Source organism: Streptomyces sp. NBC_01334 (assembly GCF_035983595.1).
Classification (GTDB): domain Bacteria; phylum Actinomycetota; class Actinomycetes; order Streptomycetales; family Streptomycetaceae; genus Streptomyces; species Streptomyces coriariae.
On the sequence record NZ_CP130718.1, the window covers coordinates 7,600,172 to 7,618,429 of the forward strand.

Below are 18,258 nucleotides of genomic sequence, written 5' to 3' on the forward strand. Positions count from 1 at the left end.
CGGGGCTGAACGGCTGATGCCGAAGGCCCGAGGCCGAACAGCTGATGCCGAAGGTCTGATGGCGGAGGTCTGATGCCGAGGCCCGTCGTCGCGAAGGGGCGGCCCGTCCTGTGGGACGGGCCGCCCCATTCCGCGATTTCCGTATGCGCTTTCCCGAAAGGCGTTGCCGTGCGCAAGTCCGGTAGGCGTTTGCTGAACCCGTTTCCAGAACCCGTTTCCTGAGCCCGTTTGCTGAGCGTGTTTCCGGGGGTTCAGTCCGAGCCGCCGCCGCCCCCACCGCCGCAGCTGTACATCACCCCGCCCGTGCCACCGCCCCGCGGTGAGCGTCGGTGGAACCCCTTGTCCGCCACCTCGGCCCGGGCGATCAGGCCCGCCCGCAGGGCGAAGCGCGCCGCCAGAACGCTCAGGGCGGATTCGCCGTGCAGCGCCACCGCCATCAGGACGTCGTCCGTCGACAGCCCCTTCCTGCCGGCCGGCAGGGGGTGTCCGTCCCGCAGGGCGCGCAGAGCGCGTCGAGCGGCGCGGGTCCGCCGCGGCGGAAGGGAGCGCAGCATCCCGGCCGCCACCAGCCCGGCCCGCAGCCCGGACAGTGCCTCCCGCACATCCGGCCGGTCCTCCAACTCCGTGGAGCTCGCGGGCCGTTGCAGCGCCGCGTAGACCGCCTCGGGCAGGGCGTCCAGAGCGGGCAGGGCATCCAGGGCGTCCTGGGTGGGCCGGCCGTCTCCCGCGTCCCCGGCCGACGGCGCCCCTGTCGCCCTCGGCGCCCCCGTCGTCCCCGTCGCCCGGATCCTGCCCGGCCGGCCCGCGTCGACCAGCCCCCTCAGCTGCAGGGCGAGCGCGGCCACCGTGACCGCCGCCCGCGGACCGCCCCGCAGCAACGCGACCTCGTACGGCCCCAGCCGGACCGATGTACCACCGCTCATGTCCTCACCCCCGGAGCGAGGCCCGCCGCCCCCGTGTCGGCGGGCCCCGCGTGACCACAATGTGCCCTTGCCGGGGGGCGGTTGAAGCCTCTTGAACAGATTTCAGAGGTTGATTTGAGCTTGGCGGGCCCGGTCTACTCCTCGTGTCGGTGCCCGTGCTCCTCCGACAGTCCCGGCCAGTCGTCGGGGCCGCCGCCCTGCCACTCGATCAGGTCGTTCTCCTCCACCTCGATCCGGTCCAGGTCGGCCAGGCGGAGGATCTCGACGACGTCGTCGAGATGGGAGGCGAGCCCGAGAACGGTGTCACCCGAGGTGACCCGTCGGGACCCGTCCAGTGCCGGAGGGTGGACCACGATGTGTGGATATTGCGGCGAATTGTTCATATTCGTATTCATATCCGGACCGGCGCCCTTGTCCACAGGGCAACGCGCGGCGCTCCCTCGTCGGTCCTGCTGACGGGGGAGCGCCGGTGCATGAATGGCCGTCCGACGGCGCGAGGCTGGGCGCGACAGGACGTTCGCGCCGCCGGACGGTGCTTTCGGGGTGGGGGCGAGGGGTGGGGGTGTGGTGGGGTCGAGGTGGGGGCAGGGACCGCGGCGGGTTGCGACGGAGCCGGGAGCGGGCTTCCCTCAGGTCGAGAAGCGGGCCCCGTCCCTTCACCACCGCACTGGCTCGCACGCCGCCGCGGTCCTCGCCCTGCCCGCGCCCGTGTCCGGCGACCACCCCTCATCCGGGTCGCGCGGCACGGCCGCGGGCCGCGCGTACGAAGTCGTGACTCACCGTCAGGACCTGTACGCGAGCTCGGTGTTCTCGGTGTTCGGTTGTCGTCCGCCGGTGTCGGGCGAGCCGGGCGGCAACAGGTTGCAGCAATGGTTTCCGGGCGGCGTCGCCGCCTGGGCGCGACAGGACAGATGTCAGCGACGGCGCCGCCCGGAAGTCTCAGAGTCTCGCGCCCGAGAGGCGCTCGACGGCCCGCAACAGGGCCGAGTGGTCCAGTCCGCCGTCGCCCTGCGCGCGCAGGCTCGCGACCAGCTGGGCGACGACCGCGCCGACGGGCAGGGCCGCGCCGACGTTGCGGGCGGCGTCCGTGACGATGCCCATGTCCTTGTGGTGCAGGTCGATCCGGAAGCCCGGCTTGAAGTCACGGGTGAGGAAGTTGTCCTTCTTCCGGGCCAGCACGGTCGAGCCGGCGAGTCCGCCGCCCAGGACGTCCAACGCCGCCTTCAGGTCCACGCCCGACTTCTCCAGGAAGACCACGGCCTCGGCGCACGCCTGGATGTTCACGGCGACGATCAGCTGGTTGGCGGCCTTCACGGTCTGGCCCGAGCCGTGCGGACCGCACAGCACGATGGTCCTGCCGAGCGCCTCGAAGAGGGGCTCCGCCTCGTCGTAGTCGGCCTGTTCGCCGCCCACCATGATGGACAGCACGGCCTCTACGGCGCCGGCCTCACCCCCGGACACGGGGGCGTCGAGCACCCGGATGCCCTTGTCCCTCGCCGCCCGGGCCAGGTCGATCGAGGTCTGCGGGGTGATCGAGGACATGTCGATCAGAAGCGCCCCGGACCGCGCGTTCTCCAGGATGCCCTCGGGCCCGTAAGCGATGGCCTCGACCTGCGGTGAGGCAGGCACCATGGTGATCACGACGTCGGCGTCGCGCACGGCCTCGGCGATGGACCCCGCGGCGCTGCCGCCGGCGGCGGCCAGCCGGTCCAGCTTGTCCTGCTCCAGGGTGAAGCCGGTGACGTCGTAACCCGCCTTGAGCAGGTTCTCGGACATGGGCGAACCCATGATGCCGAGGCCGATCCAGGCGATCTTGGGAAGTGCGTTGCTCATCGGGGGTGCCTCTCGGTACGGGGGATCAGCGGGGCAGCCAGTCGAAGGCCTCGGCGCTCGGCCGGTCGCCCGGCTTGTACTCGAGGCCGACCCAGCCGTCGTATCCGGCCTTGCGCAGCCGGTCGAGGAGGTCCTCGAGGGGGAGTGAGCCGGTGCCCGGCGCGCCACGGCCGGGGTTGTCGGCGATCTGCACATGGCCGGTCCGCGACGCGTAGCGCTCGATCACCGACGGCAGGTCCTCGCCGTTCATCGACAGGTGGTACAGGTCCATCAGGAACTTCGCGTTGCCGAGCCCCGTCGCGTCGTTGACCTTGTCGACGATCCCGATCGCGGCCGGCGCGCTGACCAGCGGGTAGCGGGGCGACTCGGGCCGGTTCAGTGCCTCGACGAGCAGGATCGCGCCGATCCGGTGCGCGGCCCGGGCCGCGAGGACCAGATTCTCCAGCGCCAGGGCGTCCTGCTCGGCCGGGTCCACACCGTCGAGACGGTTGCCGTACAGCGCGTTGAGCGCGCGGCAGCCCAGCAACTGCGCGAAGCCGGCGGCCACGTCGATGTTGGCGCGGAACCGCTCCGACTCCTCACCGGGCAGCGACAGGGCGCCGCGGTCGGGCCCCGGGAGCTGTCCGGCGTAGAAGTTGAGGCCGGTGAGCTGTACGCCCGCGTCCTCGATCGCCTTCTTCAGGGCGTCGAGTTCGGACGGCTCGGGGGTGGGGGAGTCGATCCAGGGCCACCACAGCTCGACCGCGGTGAAGCCGGCCGCGGCGGCGGCCGCGGGGCGCTCCAGGAGCGGGAGTTCCGTGAAGAGGATCGACAGGTTGACGTTGAAGCGCTGGTCTTCGAAGCCCATAGGGGTTCCGCGCTCCCTTCCGTGTCGAGTGTTTCCGTATTGCGGAAGTTATTTTCTGCTTATTGGAAGATTGCCGGTCGGTCGGGCGGCTTGTCAAGGGGATGAGGGGGTGCCCGAGCCCGACCGAGGTGGAATCCCGAGTCCGGGGTGATCGTCCGTCCGGTCCGTTAAGGTCGGGGTCCGGGCGCCGAAGGTCCGGTCCCGTTCAGAGAGGTGTGGGGCGCGATGCGACTGAAAGTGGAGTTCACCACCGAGCCCTTCGACCTCGACGAGGCACCCGCGCACGCGCTGGTCGCCCGTGAGGTGATCGAGGCGGCCGATCTGGACACGGTGGACGTCGGGCCGTTCGGCAACACCGCGGAGGGGGCCGCCGACGCCGTGCTCGCCGCCGTGGACGCCCTGCTGCGCAAGTCCCTCGGCGCGGGCGCCACCCGCATCTCGCTCCAGGTCAACGTCATCGGGGACGCGGACCGGGACACGGCCGGCGATGTCGTCGGGGAGGGTGTGTGAGCACCTCCGGTGACGAGGCCTTCATCGCGGCCGTGAAGCCGCTGATCGACGCGATGGGCGGGGAGATGATCCCGCCGGACGAGGCCGGCGTCGACGACGTCGTCCTGGCCTGGGAGGGCGCCGACGCCGTCGCCGTACGCCTGCCCCAGCTCGCCGACTCCCTCGATCACATCCTCGCCGCCATGGAGCGCAGGAAGGGCAGACCGCTGGCCGACCTGGACCGCAAGGCCAAGCAGGAGGTCGTACGGATACTCGAGGCGCGCGGCGCCTTCTCCGTACGGCACGGCGTGGAAACCGTGGCGAGCGCGCTCGGGGTGAGCCGCTTCACGGTCTACAACTATCTCAACCGGGAGAAAGAGGCCTGAGCGGTCTCCTGGGGGCGTCCCCGAGGACGATCGGGGGCGGATGGCGGGTCGCTGGTGGGCCGGTGGGGGGCGGCCGGGTTTCGTTACCCGGAATTTTCAACAAAGTGTTGACGTGATGTCGCGGACAGGCGTTAGCTGGCCGCAGCCCGCTCAAGCACGAAGGCCGTCTCGCGGCCACGGAGGCTCCCGTGACTTCGACTTCCCCACCCCCGGGCCTGGCCCGGTTCAACGACCTCGAGGAGTCCGTGGCCCGCGCCGCGCTCCACGAGGCGTGCGCCTCCACGGCGTGGGCCACCCGACTGCTCGCGGCCCGCCCCTACGCCACCGTCGCCGACCTCTGCACCGCCGGCGACGCCGCCATGGCCGGCCTGACCGCCACGGACCTGGCGGAGGCGATGGCCGGGCACCCGCCGATCGGCCGTCCGAAGCCCGGCGACCCGACCTCGGCCCGTGAACAGCGCGGCATGGCCGGCGCCTCCGAGGAGCTCCGGGCCGAGATGCTCGAACTGAACCTGGCCTACCAGGAGAGGTTCGGCCATGTCTTCCTGATCTGCGCCACCGGTCGCACCGGCGAGCAGATGCGCGACGCGCTCAAGGAACGGATCGGCAACGCGCCGGAGCAGGAACGGGAGGTCGTCCGCGTCGAACTGGGCAAGATCAACCGTATCCGCCTCGCCCGACTCGTCGAAGAGGACTGACACACCCCATGAGCACCAGCAGCACCGCATCGGTGTCCACCCACATCCTGGACACCTCCGTCGGCCGACCCGCCGCGGGAGTCGCCGTCCACCTCTCCGCCCGCCCGGGACGGGGTGCCCGGCCCGGGCAGGAGGGGGACTGGCGGGCGCTCGGCGGTTCCGCGACCGACGCGGACGGCCGCTGCAAGGACCTGCCGGCGCTGCCGGAGGGGACCACCCATGTACGGCTCGACTTCGCCGTGGAGGCGTATTTCGAGCGATCCGAGAAGAAGCAAGCCGATGCGCAGCAGGACGCCCCCGCGAATCGGGACAGCGGTCCCACGCCAGTGTTCTTCCCGGAGGTGGCGATCACCTTCGCCGTCGTGCCCGGCGAGCACTACCACGTACCGCTGCTGCTCAACCCGTTCGGCTACTCCGTTTACCGAGGGAGCTAGCTAGATGCCCACCTACCTGGGACAGAACCAGTACGGCAAGGCCGAGAACCGAGTCGTCAAGATCACGCGGGACGGCACCACCCACCACATCAAGGACCTCAACGTCTCCGTGTCGCTCAGCGGCGACATGGACGAAGTCCACTACTCCGGCTCGAACGCCAACGTGCTGCCGACCGACACCACCAAGAACACGGTGTACGCGTTCGCCAAGGAGCACGGCATCGAGTCCGCCGAGCAGTTCGGCATCCACCTCGCCCGCCACTTCGTGACCTCGCAGGAACCGATCAGGACCGCGCGGATCCGCATCGAGGAGTACAGCTGGGAGCGGATCGTCACGCCCGGCGAGGACGAACACTCCTTCGTCCGCCAGGGCCAGGAGACCCGCCTCGCCCAGATCACCTACGACGGCTCCTCCTGGGAGGTCCTCTCCGGGCTCAAGGACCTGACCGTCATGAACTCGACGAACTCGGAGTTCTGGGGCTACGTCAAGGACGAGTACACGACGCTGCCCGAGGCGTACGACCGCATCCTGGCGACCGAGGTGTCCAGCCGCTGGCGCTTCAACTGGTCGGACGACGCCCAGCAGGCGCCGGACTGGGAGGAGTCGTACGCCCAGATCAAGCAGCACATGCTGCTGGCCTTCGCGCAGACGTACTCCCTCTCCCTGCAGCAGACCCTGTACGCCATGGGCGCACGGATCATCGACCACCGCGGCGAGATCGACGAGGTCCGCTTCTCGCTCCCCAACAAGCACCACTTCCTGGTGGACCTGAAGCCGTTCGGGCTGAAGAACGACACCGCCGACGGAGCCGTCTACTACGCCGCCGACCGTCCCTACGGCCTGATCGAGGCCACCGTTCTGCGGGACGGCTGCGAGGCGAAGATCCCGGTGGACCTCACCAACCTCTGAACCGCCCCTCTGACCAGCTCCCTCTATTTTCGGCACCCGTGGCCGGCGAGCCCGCGCCTCACCGGCCACGGCACTCAAACTCCCAGGGTCCTGCCGTGCCCTCTCCACCAGAGTCCACTGAGTGAAAAGGACGACACCATGGCAGCAGACCGGCGCACCGTCATCGAGAACTGTTCGATCGCGACCGTCGACGCTCAGGACACCGAGTACGCAAACGGTCACGTGGTTCTCGCCGGCAACCGGATCGAGTCGCTCGGCGCGGGCAGGGCCCCGGACGGCCTGGAGGACGTCGAGCGCCGCATCGACGCCACCGGGCACCTGGTCACCCCGGGCCTGGTCAACACCCACCACCACTTCTACCAGTGGATCACCCGGGGCCTGGCCACCGACCACAACCTCTTCGACTGGCTCGTCGCCCTCTACCCCACCTGGGCGCGTATCGACGAGCAGATGGTCCGCGCGGCCGCCCAGGGCTCGCTGGCGATGATGGCCCGCGGCGGCGTCACCACCGCCATGGACCACCACTACGTCTTCCCGAAGGGCTCCGGCGACCTGTCCGGCGCGATCATCGGCGCCGCCCGCGACATGGGCGTCCGCTTCACCCTCGCCCGCGGTTCCATGGACCGCAGCGAGAAGGACGGCGGGCTGCCCCCGGACTTCGCCGTCGAGACCCTGGAGGGCGCCCTCGCCGCCACCGAGGAGACCGTCCGGCAGCACCACGACGCCTCCTTCGACGCGATGACCCAGGTCGCCGTCGCTCCTTGCTCGCCCTTCTCCGTCTCCACCGAACTGATGCGGCAGGGCGCCGAGTCGGCCCGCCGGCTCGGTGTGCGTCTGCACACCCACGGCTCGGAGACGGTCGAGGAGGAGAAGTTCTGCCACGAGCTGTTCGGCATGGGCCCGACCGACTACTTCGAGTCCACCGGCTGGCTCGGCGAGGACGTGTGGATGGCCCACTGCGTCCACATGAACGACTCCGACATCGACGCCTTCGCCCGGACGGGGACGGGTGTCGCCCACTGCCCGTCGTCCAACGCCCGGCTGGCGGCCGGCATCGCCCGGGTCCCCGACATGCTGAAGGCCGGCGTCCCGGTCGGCCTCGGCGTCGACGGCACGGCCTCCAACGAGTCCGGCGAACTCCACACCGAGCTGCGCAACGCCCTGCTCATCAACCGCCTCGGCGCACACCGCGAGGCCGCCCTGAACGCCCGTCAGGCACTGCGCCTCGGCACCCACGGCGGCGCCCGGGTCCTGGGCCGCGCCTCGCAGATCGGCTCGCTGGAGCCGGGCAAGCTGGCCGACCTGGTGCTGTGGAAGCTGGACACCCTCGCCCACGCCTCCATCGCCGACCCGGTGACCGCCCTGGTCTTCGGCGCGGCCGCCCCCGTCACCGCCTCCTTCGTGAACGGCCGTCAGATCGTCGAGGACGGACGCCTGTTGCACGCCGACGAGGACGCGATCGCCCGCTCGACGCGGGAAGAGGCGCAGCGGCTGGCGCGCATCGCCGCACAGGGCTGAACACGCCTGCTCCGTGAGGGACTCGGTCCCCGCGGGCACCGAACTCCGGTCGAGGGGGACGGCCCTCGACCGGTAGCCGTGGCCGGGGCGCGCGTGGAACGCGCGTGCCCCGGAACGGTTCCCCACCGTCCCCGTTTCCGAGTACCTCCGGCTTCCAGGTACTTCCGCACCGCCGCACCACCTCCCTGACACCCGCGTCAGAGCCGACGTGTACCCGACCGGAGGAGAGCCGCCGTGTCCCCGCATGCAGTCGACCACCCCGTCGACGAGAAACTCCCCGCACTGAGAATGGCGACGAGCGGCCTCCAGCACGTGGCCGCCATGTACGCGGGCGTCGTCGCCCCGCCCCTGATCGTCGGCGCGGCCGTAGGCCTCACCGGCACTGAACTCACCTTCCTCACCGGCGCCTGCCTGTTCACGGCCGGCCTCGCCACCTTCCTCCAGACCCTGGGTGTCTGGAAGATCGGCGCCCGCCTTCCCTTCGTCAACGGCGTCACCTTCGCCGGGGTCGCGCCCATGACGGCGATCGTGGCCGCCACGGACGACAAGCGGGACGCCCTGCCCGTCATCTTCGGCGCGGTGATCGTCGCCGGTCTGCTGGGCTTTCTGGCCGCGCCCGTCTTCTGCAAGGCCGTGCGCTTCTTCCCGCCAGTCGTCACCGGGACGGTGATCACCCTGATCGGCGTCTCCCTGCTCCCCGTCGCCTTCGGCTGGGCGCAGGGTCCCGCCCCCGCGGCACCGGACTACGGTTCGACGACGAACCTGGGCCTGGCGGCGGCGACCCTCCTGATCGTGCTGCTCCTGCGCCGCTTCACGCGCGGCTTCGTCAAACAGATCGCCGTACTGCTCGGGCTGCTCGCCGGCACGCTCGTCGCGATCCCCTTCGGTGTCACGGACTTCGGCCCGGTGGCCGACGCGGACGTCATCGGCTTCCCGGCCCCCTTCCACTTCGGCGCCCCGCAGTTCCAGCTCGCGGCGATCCTGTCGATGTGCGTGGTCATGGTGGTCTCGATGACCGAATCCACCGCGGACATGCTGGCGTTGGGCGAGATCGTCGAACGCCCGGCGGACGAGCGGACCATCGCGGCCGGACTGCGCGCCGACACCCTGGGCTCGGCGCTCAGCCCCGTCTTCAACGGCTTCATGTGCAGCGCCTTCGCCCAGAACATCGGGCTGGTCGCGATGACGAGGATCCGCAGCCGCTATGTCGTCGCCACCGGCGGCGGCTTCCTCGTCCTGATGGGCCTGTGCCCGATGGCCGCCTCACTCATCGCCGTCGTACCCCGACCGGTCCTCGGCGGCGCCGGCGTCGTCCTGTTCGGGTCGGTCGCCGCCAGCGGCATCCAGACCCTGGTCCGGGCCGGCCTGGAGAAGGACAACAACGTCCTGATCGTCGCCGTCTCCCTGGCCGTCGGCATCATCCCGATCACCGCGCCGGACTTCTACCACGCCTTTCCGGAGACGGCGAAGATCGTCCTGGACTCCGGCATCTCCACGGGCTGCCTGGCCGCGGTCCTGCTCAACCTGGTCTTCAACCACGTCGGCCAGGGGCGGAACGCGGCGGACGTGACCCACCCGATGGAGGCGGGGGAGGAGATCACCGGCGCGTCCCGGGCCCCGGCCACGCCATGAGGTTCGCGAGCAACTCGGCCTGTTCGACGGCGTCGTCCAGCGCGTGATGCGTGTGAGGACGCCTCGGCAGCAGATGCGCCGGCATCGTCCGCTTCGCCACCGCCCGCAGCGGCAGCCCCGCCTTGGTGGCGTACAGCGTCTTCATGTCGAGGCAGCCGGAGTGCCCGAAGGGGCTCTCCCCGGTGAAGCGGATCAGGTACCAGTACAGGAACGTCCAGTCGTACGACGCCGGATAGCCGCACATCACCGGCTGCGCGTCGCCGCTCACCTCGCGCACCCAGCGGGTGAACTGGGCCAGCACCAGGGCGGGTTCGAGACCCTCCACGACCAGACGATCCCGGTCGAGCCCGCTCACGGCCAGCGCCTCGGGGGCGAACTCGTCGCTGATCGGCCGCAGTTCACGGTAGAAGGTCTGCCGGGTGGGGTCGGCCGCGGTGAACCCGTCGGCGTCCTGCCGCCCGGCGACCGCCGCGCCCAGGCTCAGCAACGAGTACGGTCCCGGTATCGGACCGTCCGCCTCGACGTCGACGGAGAGGTAGAGGCTGGGTTTCACGCGTCGTACTGCCATGGGACCGGAGCATCGCAGGTCCGCGCGGCTCTCCGCATCCGAATTCACCTCTGCCGGAGCGCCTGGCAGGGTGTGGCCCGGGGCAGCCGCCCGGTGAAGAACGCGCCCGGCGGGACACCCATCAGGGTGCGGAAGTCGGCCGTCATGTGCGACTGGTCGTAGTAGCCGGTGGCGGCGGCGAGTTCGGCCCACGGGGCGGAGGCCGCGTGGGTGAGGACGTGGCGCAGCCGGTCGATACGGGCGTAGTGCTTGGGGGAGACACCTACGCCGTCGGCGAACAGGTTGCGCAACTGGCGTTCGCTCACCGCGAGTTCGCGCGCCACGTCCCGTACGGGGGCGGGGGTGCGGTACGGACGGGTCGACAGGGCGTCGACGGCGGCCCGCAGCAGCCGTTCGCGCGAGCCGTCGCCGGCGGGCGGGAGCAGGTCCGCCAGACGTGCCGTGATCCCGTTCCGCTCGACCCCGGTCAGCTCGCGGGCGAGGCGTCGAGCCGTCCCGGTCGGCAGGTCGCCGAGCGGGACGACCCGGCCGACGAGATCCACCGCCGCCACGCCGAACAGCGGGCCCACCACTCCTGGTTCCAGGCGCAGTTGGACACACGACACCGACCGCTTGTGCAGGTCCGTGTGGTACGAGGCACGGGTGCGCGGGCCCACCACCAGGGTGTCGCGGCGGCCGTTCCCCTCCTCGCGGACGACCACCTTCGTGTCCGTGTCCGGCACATGCGCGAAGGCGTCGTCGAAGGGGCCATCGACCGTGACCGCCCCGATGCCGGTGAACCACGGACGCAGCGCGGAGGGGACGGGCATGGCCCGCTCGGACGGGGACGACGGATCTGCCGGAAGCGCGGGGCTGTTCGTCACGCCTCCACGGTAAGCGCGTCCCGGGTTCCCCCGGGCGGCCGAAGCGTGCCGGAATTTCCTAGAGACGCGGCGGGGGCGGACGTCAGCGTGGTCGACATGATTCTTGTGACCGGTGCCACGGGCACCATCGGCAGCGAACTCGTACGACACCTCGCCGCGCGCGGCGAGAAGGTGCGTGCCCTGACCCGCGACCCGGCGAGGTCGCAGCTGCCCCCGGAGGTCGAGGTGGCACGTGGGGACTACCTCGACCGCTCCTCCGTGGAGGCGGCGATGTCCGGAGTGACGGCAGCCTTCCTGGTGGGTCTGCCGGGACCGTCCGTGCAGCACGACGGCGCCCTGGTGGCGGCCGCGCGGGCCGCGGGCGTGCGGCGGCTGGTCAAGCTGTCCGCGATCGCCACCGGGGACCCCGAGGTGGGTCCGAGCGGGGAGTGGCATGTCGCCGGCGAGCGGGCCGTCCGGGAGAGCGGGGCCCGGTGGGTGGTGCTCCGGCCCTCCTCCTTCGCCTCGAACACGCTCGGTTGGGCGCAGGCGATCGGCGCCGGCGAGCCGGTACCGAACCTGAGCGGCGACGGGCTCCAGGGCGTCGTCGATCCGCGGGACGTGTCCGAGGCGGCGGCCGTGGCCCTGCTCGACGAGCGGTGGGCGGGGCGGACGTACACGCTGACCGGACCGGAGACCGTCAGCGTGCCCGGCCAGGCCGCTGTCCTCACGGATGTCCTCGGCCGGCCGGTGACGACACACGACCTCGCCCCGGACGAGGTGCGCGAGCACCTCCTCGGCTGGGGGCAGGACGAGGCCGTCGCGGACGGAATCGCGCGGGGCTCCGCGTACGTCCGCCGAGGCGGGAACGCCGTCGTCACCGAAGACGTGCCGGAACTCCTGGGGCGTCCGGCGCGGACCTACCGCGAGTGGGCACGCGACCACCGGGAGGCCTTCGGCGCGGCATGAGGCCCCGGGGGCGGCCGAGCAACCGGGCCCCGGACCCCACCGCTCACCCGCCCCCCGGGCCTTCGCCCCGCCGGACGCGCCGCCGGGCCTTCGGCCGGGCCGGTTTCGCTCCGCCGGGCCGTCGGCCCGCCGAGCGCGCCTCGCCAGGCCTGCGCTGCGCCGGGCTCGTGACATCGGCCCCTGCCGCGGTCGGCCTCGGCCTCGCTGGGCCCCGCGGCACTCGCCGCTCTCAGCCACCGGCCCCCTCAGCCCCGGCCGCTCGGCGCCCGCCGACTCTGATCCACAGGCGCCCTCAGCCCCTGTCTCCCTCCGGGCGCCTCGTCCGGAGGGTCGCTGCTGCGAGTGCCAGTGCCGTTGCTGCGATCAGTGAAGCCACCCGGAATGCCAGCTGGTAGCCCTCCGCCGTGGCCGGCAGGAGTTGTGTGCCCCCGCCGAGCAGGTCGTCCGTGTGGCTCGCGGCCAGGGTCGACAGGACCGCGAGGCCGAGCGAACCGCCCACCACCTGAGTGGTGTTGAAGAGGCCGGAGGCCAGGCCGCCGTCCTCCTGACGGGCTCCCGACATGGCCAGTCCGGTCAGCGCGGGCATCGCGGCGGCGAAACCGGCGGCCATCAGCAGCATGGGCGGGAGGAAGTCGGCGGCGTAGGAGCCGTCGGCCGGTGCGCGGCTCAGAAGCGCCATTCCCGCCGTGATCAGCACCAGACCGCCGAGCAGGACGCGGTACGGGCCGAAGCGGCCGATGGTCCGCGCGGACAGGACCAGCATCAGCAGGCCGATCAGGACCGGCGCGGGCAGGAACGCCGTACCGGTCGCCAACTCGCTGTATCCGAGGACGCGTTGCACGTACAGCGCGCCGATGAACTGGAAGCCGAACATCGTCGCGATCATCAGCACCTGGACGGCGTTCGCCCCGCTGAGCAGCCGGGAGCCGAACAGCCGCAGGCGCAGCAGCGGGCGTGCGGCCCGGGCCTGGCGCAGGACGAACGCCGTGAACAGGGCCGCGGCGAGCAGGGCCAGGAGCGCGGTCGCGGTCCCGTCGCGGCCGCCGACGCCGACGATGACGTACACGGTCAGCATGAGCGCGCTCGTGACCAGAGCAGCGCCCGGGTAGTCGGCGCCCTTGCCGAGCCCGGCGCCGTTCTCCGGAGCGAGGACACGGACGGCCGCGAGCCAGGCCACGATGCCGATCGGCAGGTTGATGAGGAAGATCCAGTGCCAGTTGACGAGTTGGGTGAGCGCCCCGCCCAGGAACGTGCCCAGCGCGCCGCCCGCCGCGCCGACCGCGCTGAACACCGCGATGGCGCGGGCCTGTTCACGCGGCTCGGGGAAGAGGGTCACGAGCATGCCCAGGACCACCGCCGAGGTCATCGCCCCGCCGACACCCTGCAGTGCACGTGCGGCGATGAGCATCCCCTGGCTGCCGGCGACCCCGCACAGCACGGACGCCGCGGTGAACACCGCGAGGCCCGCCGTGAACATCCGCTTGCGTCCCACCAGGTCGCCGAGCCGGCCGACCAGCAGGAGCAGACCGCCGAAGGGGATGAGATACGCGTTGACGACCCAGGCCAGCCCCGGCGCGCTGAACCCGAGGTCGCTCTGGATGGCGGGCATCGCCACGGTGACGATGTTGCCGTCCAGGATCGTCATCAGGGTTCCCGCGCACAGGACGACGAGGGACGCCCAGCGGGAGTAGGTTCGTTGCGATGCCGATGTGTGTGTCGGTGTCGGTGTCGGTCTCGGGGACTCGGCGATGGCCGTCATGGCGGCGTGGCCTCCACATTCTCCTGGGGAACCCTTGGTGCACGACTTGTAACGGGGACCATCGTGGATAACCATGGAGAACGGCATAAGGAGGCACTTCGATGTCCCAGGGGAACACCGGTGTTACCTCGCAGGTCGTGAACGCGCACGCCTGCCCGGTGCGAGAGGTTCTTGACAGGGTCTCGGGGAAGTGGAGCGTGCAGATCCTCGTCGCGGCGGCGCACGGCCCCATCCGTTTCACGGAGCTGGAGCGCAGTATCGAGGGCATCAGCCGCCGCATGCTGACGCTCACCCTGCGCAACCTGGAGCGCGACGGGCTCGTCACCCGCACGGTGCACCCGACGGTGCCGCCCAAGGTCGAGTACGAACTGACCCCGGTGGCACTGGAGTTGCACGAGACCCTGCAACGTCTGACGAACTGGGCCGAGCGCAACAGGGTCTACATCGCCGAGGCGCGGGCGGCCTACGACACCGAGCGGGAAGCGGAGCCGGTCTGAGCTAAAGCCCGAACAGGCCCGGATCCACGGCCAGTTCCTTGAAGTATGCCGTCGGATCGGCCACCATCCGGCGTTCCTTGAGGTCCAGCAGTCCGCCGACCGAGGAGAGTTGGGCGGACACGGTGCCGTCCGCCTTGCTGATGGTCTGCTGGATCCGGAACGTCTTGCCGCCGCCCCACTCGAAGACGCAGGTCACGTCGACCTCGTCGCCCGCCAGCAGTTCGCGTTGGTAGCGGATGGTCGTCTCCAGGGCGACCGGGCCCACCCCCTTGGCGAGCAGGCCGGCCTGGGTGATGCCCGCGGCCTGGAGCAGTGACCAGCGGGCGTGCTCCGCGTAGTTGATGTACACGCTCTGGTTGAGGTGCCCCTGCACGTCGGTCTCGTATCCGCGTACGGTGATCCGGACGGAGAACGGCTCGCTCACGGTGTCCCCTTCTCGCTTTCTCGATGTCGGTGCCCTGCCCATTGATCTTGGCATGTCCCTCACACCCGGCGTGGGGAGGCCAGCAGATAGCGCGCTCGCGTGCGGGGATCGGTGTGCTCGCCGGCCTGCCAGCCCGCCTTCTCCAGGGTGGCCGCGCAGGCGCGCAGTGTCGTGTCGTCCGGTCCGTGCACGGCGACCGCCTCCGGCTGCGGGGTCGCCCGCACCCGGTAGCCGTCGGTGCCCCGCGGCCCGGCGGGACGGTGGCCGGCCGCCTCCAGGGCCAGCGCGGCGGCCCGCACGAGGTGGGTGCGCTCCCAGCCGCACGGCCGGTCCGTGCCTCCGTCCGGGTTGGTCATCCGGCGCAGCTCGATCAGGCCCTGCCAGGCGCTGTGCACCTCGCGGGCCCGGGAGGGAGCGGCGGTCGGCCCGCTGTCCTCCTCGCCGCCGACGCGCGCGGCGAAGACGCCGGTGTCCGCCGCCGGCGGTTCGGGAGCAGCCTGCGGAGCGCCTGCTGCGGTGCCTGCTCCAGCGCCTGCCGGAGCGGCTTCGGGTACGGCCTCGGGCGCCGTGACGGCCTTTCGTGTCCGGTGCCCCGCCGGTGTCAGGAAGTGGTCGTGCGGCGGGCGCGGGTGCCGGAAGGCGAGCCCGTGCCGTACCAGCGCCGCCAGCTGTGTCTGCGTGCCCCGCAGCCGCCCGGTGACCGGGTCGGCGGCGTCGATCACACGCCGTTGGGCGGCGGTCGGCGGTCGTGTCACGGCGTGCTCCCTTCGAGTGCCGCCCCGGCGGGGGCTTCATCGAAGGCTACGGCCCGGGTCTGACATTCCAGGCGGCGATCACCGGCCGCCCGTGCTCCGTGCCCAGCCGGCACAGCGTCCCCGTCGCCAGCTGGAACAGTGCTCCGGCCGACGCCGGCAGTCCGAGTCGGCGGGCGGTCAGCACCCGCAGGAAGTGTCCGTGCGCCACCAGCACCACGCTGTGCCCGGCGTCGGAGTGCGCCGCGTCGACCAGGGCCAGCACCCGGTCGGCCCGCTCACCGACCTGCTCGGGCGTCTCGCCCGGATGGTCGGGCGGGCCGGGCGGGACCCCGTCCGTGAACAGGAACCAGTCCGGCCGCGTCCGCTGGATGTCGGCCGTCGTGATGCCCTCGTACCCGCCGTAGTCCCACTCCCGCAGGCCGACGTCGACCCGGGCCTCGTGCAGTCCGATCAGCTCCGCCGTCTCCCGCGCGCGCTGCGCCGGGCTGACGAACGAGGCCCCGATCCGCTGCGCACGGATCAGCGGCACCAGCCGTCGTGCCTCGTCCCGGCCGTGCTCGGTGAGCGGGACGTCCGTCGATCCGGTGTGCCGGCCCGAGCGTGACCATTCGGTCTCCCCGTGCCGCACGAGAAACAGGTCGCCCACGCGCGCGTGCCCCTTCCTGCCGTGCCTCCCAGCACCGTGACACAGGACCTGGGCGTGCGCACGTCAGCGCTCGGCTACGTGCGGGAGAAGCGTCGGCCCGGGAAACCCCGTCGGGCGAGGTCAGTCCGAGCTCCTCGGCCGCGCGCTCGGCCTCGCCGGTTCGCCCGCGGGCCCAGGGCCCCGCCCCCTACTGGCGGTACCCGCTCAGGAACCGCCCGATCCGGCCGATCGCCGCCTCCAGGTCGTCCGCGTGCGGCAGGGTCAGGATGCGGAAGTGGTCGGGGGTCGGCCAGTTGAAGCCGGTGCCCTGGACGACCTGGATCTTCTCCCTCAGGAGCAGGTCCAGGACGAACTTCTCGTCGTCGTGGATCGGGTGCACCTTGGGGTCGATGCGGGGGAACGCGTACAGCGCGCCCTTGGGCTTCACGCACGACACGCCCGGGATCTCGTTGAGCTTCTCCCAGGCCGTCTCGCGTTGGTCGTAGAGCCTGCCGCCCGGCACCGTCAGCTCGTGGATGGACTGGCGGCCGCCGAGCGCCGCCTGGATGGCGTACTGGGCGGGCGCGTTGGCGCACAGGCGCATGGAGGCCAGCATCGTGAGCCCCTCCAGGTAGTCCTTGGCGTGCTGCCTGGGGCCGGTCACCACGAGCCAGCCCGAGCGGAAACCCGCCACCCGGTACGTCTTGGACAGGCCGCAGAAGGTCAGGACCACCAGGTCGGGCGCGAGCGCGGCGGCGGAGTGGTGGACGGCGTCGTCGTAGAGGATCTGGTCGTAGATCTCGTCGGCGAAGACCATCAGACCGTGCCGGCGGGCCAGGTCGAGGATGCCCTCGATGATCTCCTTCGGGTAGACCGCGCCGGTGGGGTTGTTGGGGTTGATGATGACGACGGCCTTGGTGCGGTCGGTGATCTTGGACGCCATGTCGTCCAGGTCCGGGTACCACTCGGCCTGCTCGTCGCAGAGGTAGTGCACCGCCTTGCCGCCGGCGAGGGTGGTGACCGCAGTCCAGAGGGGGAAGTCCGGGGCCGGGATCAGCACCTCGTCGCCGTCCTCGACCAGGGCCTGTACGGCCATCGAGACCAGCTCCGACACGCCGTTGCCGAGGAACACGTCGTCGACGCCGACCTCCAGGCCCCGGTCCTGGTAGCGCTGGGCCACGGCGCGGCGGGCGGAGAGGACGCCCCGCGAGTCCGTGTAGCCGTGCGCCCGGGGGAGCATCCGGATCATGTCCTGGAGGATCTCCTCCGGCGCCTCGAAGCCGAAGGCCGCGGGGTTGCCGGTGTTCAGGCGCAGCACGCTGTGGCCCGCCGCCTCCAGCGCGTCGGCCTGCTCGATCACCGGGCCGCGGATCTCGTAGCAGACCTCGCTCAGCTTGTTCGACTGCCGGAACTCCATGCGCGCTCGCCCCTCCGGTTCGTGTGTTGCTTGGTTTTACCAAGTTCCAGCTTGGAAAGTCCAACGACATGTCTAGACTGCGTGCCATGTCACCTCGCCGAAGCTACGACCAGTACTGTTCCGCCGCCCGTGCGCTCGACACCGTCGGCGACCGCTGGACCTTGCTGATCGTCCGGGAGCTGCTCGCCGGCCCGCGCCGTTACACGGACCTGCACGCCGATCTGCCGGGGGTGAGCACGGACGTGCTCGCCTCACGGCTGAAGGACATGGAGCGGGACGGGCTCGCCACCCGACGCCGGCTGCCCCCGCCGGGCGCGGCCTACGTGTACGAACTCACCGCACGCGGGCGGGGATTGCTGCCCGTCCTGCAGGCCCTGGGGGAGTGGGGTGAAGGCGAACTCGGGGAGCGGCGGCCCACCGACGCCCTCCGCGCGCACTGGTTCGCGCTGCCGCTGCTGCGCAGGCTCGACGGCGAGGTGTCCGGGAGCGTGGGCCTCGTCGAAGTCCGGCTCGACGAAGGGGTCTTCCACCTGGACGTCGGCGCGGAGGACGGGCCGGTGTACGGCGACGGGCCCGCGCCCGGGGAGCCCGACGCGCGACTCGTCCTCGACACGGACACCTGCACGGCCGTCGCGCAGGGCGGGTTGGGCGTGCTCGACGCGGTACGGGCCGGGCGGATCGAGGTCGACGGCGACGGCACCCTGGCCAAAGCGCTGCGGGAGGCCTGAGCGG

Annotated in this window: 21 protein-coding genes; 10 read left to right on the forward strand and 11 right to left on the reverse strand. The window is 71.5% G+C overall.

The genetic code is table 11. The features are described 5' to 3' along the window. Window positions 1-251: 251 nt before the first annotated feature. From OG736_RS33985 to OG736_RS34000, 4 genes are all read right to left on the reverse strand, one after another. Window positions 252-923 carry a TIGR04222 domain-containing membrane protein gene (locus OG736_RS33985; RefSeq protein WP_327185783.1) on the reverse strand — a complete coding sequence of 224 codons (672 nt, stop codon included), beginning with the start codon at window positions 921-923 and terminating at the stop codon, window positions 252-254. Between the two features lie 134 nt (window positions 924-1,057). Beyond that, window positions 1,058-1,306 (reverse strand): hypothetical protein, encoded by a 249-nt coding sequence (locus OG736_RS33990; protein ID WP_327185784.1) that lies wholly within the window; start codon window positions 1,304-1,306, stop codon window positions 1,058-1,060. Between the two features lie 556 nt (window positions 1,307-1,862). Continuing rightward, a complete protein-coding gene (locus tag OG736_RS33995) occupies window positions 1,863-2,756 on the reverse strand; it encodes a 2-hydroxy-3-oxopropionate reductase (RefSeq protein WP_327185785.1) in 894 nt (297 codons plus the stop codon). Between the two features lie 25 nt (window positions 2,757-2,781). Further along, a complete protein-coding gene (locus OG736_RS34000) occupies window positions 2,782-3,603 on the reverse strand; it encodes a TIM barrel protein (protein ID WP_327185786.1) in 822 nt (273 codons plus the stop codon). 225 nt (window positions 3,604-3,828) lie between these two features. On the opposite strand from OG736_RS34000, the gene OG736_RS34005 reads away from it, so the two are divergent. From OG736_RS34005 to OG736_RS34035, 7 genes are all read left to right on the forward strand, one after another. After that, window positions 3,829-4,113 carry a hypothetical protein gene (locus OG736_RS34005; protein WP_327185787.1) on the forward strand — a complete coding sequence of 95 codons (285 nt, stop codon included), beginning with the start codon at window positions 3,829-3,831 and terminating at the stop codon, window positions 4,111-4,113. Beyond that, window positions 4,110-4,478, forward strand: a complete 369-nt coding sequence (locus tag OG736_RS34010; protein WP_327185788.1) for a helix-turn-helix domain-containing protein — start codon at window positions 4,110-4,112, stop codon at window positions 4,476-4,478. Before OG736_RS34005 ends, OG736_RS34010 begins: the two co-directional genes overlap by 4 nt. A 188-nt stretch (window positions 4,479-4,666) precedes the next feature. Beyond that, window positions 4,667-5,176 (forward strand): 2-oxo-4-hydroxy-4-carboxy-5-ureidoimidazoline decarboxylase, encoded by a 510-nt coding sequence (uraD, locus tag OG736_RS34015; RefSeq protein ID WP_327185789.1) that lies wholly within the window; start codon window positions 4,667-4,669, stop codon window positions 5,174-5,176. An 8-nt stretch (window positions 5,177-5,184) separates the two neighbouring features. Then, complete coding sequence (gene uraH / locus OG736_RS34020; RefSeq protein WP_327185790.1) at window positions 5,185-5,610, forward strand: hydroxyisourate hydrolase; 426 nt, start codon at window positions 5,185-5,187, stop codon at window positions 5,608-5,610. Between the two features lie 4 nt (window positions 5,611-5,614). Beyond that, window positions 5,615-6,520: a factor-independent urate hydroxylase gene (gene pucL / locus OG736_RS34025; RefSeq protein ID WP_327185791.1), complete on the forward strand. Its 906-nt coding sequence runs from the start codon at window positions 5,615-5,617 to the stop codon at window positions 6,518-6,520. Between the two features lie 138 nt (window positions 6,521-6,658). Beyond that, window positions 6,659-8,038 carry an 8-oxoguanine deaminase gene (locus OG736_RS34030; protein WP_327185792.1) on the forward strand — a complete coding sequence of 460 codons (1,380 nt, stop codon included), beginning with the start codon at window positions 6,659-6,661 and terminating at the stop codon, window positions 8,036-8,038. A gap of 288 nt (window positions 8,039-8,326) precedes the next feature. Beyond that, entirely contained in the window at window positions 8,327-9,670 is a 1,344-nt protein-coding gene (locus OG736_RS34035) for a nucleobase:cation symporter-2 family protein (RefSeq protein WP_327187776.1), read from the forward strand. Here the strand turns inward: OG736_RS34035 and OG736_RS34040 are convergent. Together OG736_RS34040 and OG736_RS34045 are read right to left on the reverse strand one after the other, a co-directional pair. After that, the gene (locus OG736_RS34040) at window positions 9,636-10,238 is read right to left on the reverse strand and encodes a 3'-5' exonuclease (protein ID WP_327185793.1); all 603 of its coding nucleotides are present in this window, start codon (window positions 10,236-10,238) and stop codon (window positions 9,636-9,638) included. The genes OG736_RS34035 and OG736_RS34040 overlap by 35 nt on opposite strands. Before the next feature lie 44 nt (window positions 10,239-10,282). Beyond that, the gene (locus tag OG736_RS34045) at window positions 10,283-11,101 is read right to left on the reverse strand and encodes an AraC family transcriptional regulator (protein WP_327185794.1); all 819 of its coding nucleotides are present in this window, start codon (window positions 11,099-11,101) and stop codon (window positions 10,283-10,285) included. A 96-nt stretch (window positions 11,102-11,197) separates the two neighbouring features. On the opposite strand from OG736_RS34045, the gene OG736_RS34050 reads away from it, so the two are divergent. After that, window positions 11,198-12,049: an NAD(P)H-binding protein gene (locus OG736_RS34050; RefSeq protein WP_327185795.1), complete on the forward strand. Its 852-nt coding sequence runs from the start codon at window positions 11,198-11,200 to the stop codon at window positions 12,047-12,049. Window positions 12,050-12,341: 292 nt separating this feature from the next. On the opposite strand, the gene OG736_RS34055 is transcribed toward OG736_RS34050, so the two are convergent. Beyond that, window positions 12,342-13,694, reverse strand: coding sequence for an MFS transporter (locus OG736_RS34055; RefSeq protein WP_327185796.1), 1,353 nt, complete (start codon window positions 13,692-13,694; stop codon window positions 12,342-12,344). 215 nt (window positions 13,695-13,909) lie between these two features. Here OG736_RS34055 and OG736_RS34060 point away from each other — a divergent pair, with 215 nt between their 5' ends. Continuing rightward, on the forward strand, window positions 13,910-14,305 hold the full coding sequence (locus tag OG736_RS34060; protein WP_327185797.1) for a winged helix-turn-helix transcriptional regulator: 396 nt from the start codon (window positions 13,910-13,912) through the stop codon (window positions 14,303-14,305). 1 nt (window position 14,306) lies between these two features. Here the strand turns inward: OG736_RS34060 and OG736_RS34065 are convergent, their stop codons facing one another. From OG736_RS34065 to OG736_RS34080, 4 genes are all read right to left on the reverse strand, one after another. Continuing rightward, a complete protein-coding gene (locus OG736_RS34065; RefSeq protein ID WP_327185798.1) occupies window positions 14,307-14,729 on the reverse strand; it encodes an acyl-CoA thioesterase in 423 nt (140 codons plus the stop codon). Between the two features lie 59 nt (window positions 14,730-14,788). Beyond that, on the reverse strand, window positions 14,789-15,484 hold the full coding sequence (locus OG736_RS34070; protein WP_327185799.1) for a hypothetical protein: 696 nt from the start codon (window positions 15,482-15,484) through the stop codon (window positions 14,789-14,791). Between the two features lie 46 nt (window positions 15,485-15,530). Beyond that, window positions 15,531-16,130: a histidine phosphatase family protein gene (locus tag OG736_RS34075; RefSeq protein WP_327185800.1), complete on the reverse strand. Its 600-nt coding sequence runs from the start codon at window positions 16,128-16,130 to the stop codon at window positions 15,531-15,533. A gap of 187 nt (window positions 16,131-16,317) precedes the next feature. Next, window positions 16,318-17,526 carry a pyridoxal phosphate-dependent aminotransferase gene (locus OG736_RS34080; RefSeq protein ID WP_327185801.1) on the reverse strand — a complete coding sequence of 403 codons (1,209 nt, stop codon included), beginning with the start codon at window positions 17,524-17,526 and terminating at the stop codon, window positions 16,318-16,320. 86 nt (window positions 17,527-17,612) lie between these two features. On the opposite strand from OG736_RS34080, the gene OG736_RS34085 reads away from it, so the two are divergent. Beyond that, window positions 17,613-18,254 (forward strand): winged helix-turn-helix transcriptional regulator, encoded by a 642-nt coding sequence (locus tag OG736_RS34085; protein WP_327185802.1) that lies wholly within the window; start codon window positions 17,613-17,615, stop codon window positions 18,252-18,254. Window positions 18,255-18,258: the final 4 nt, after the last annotated feature.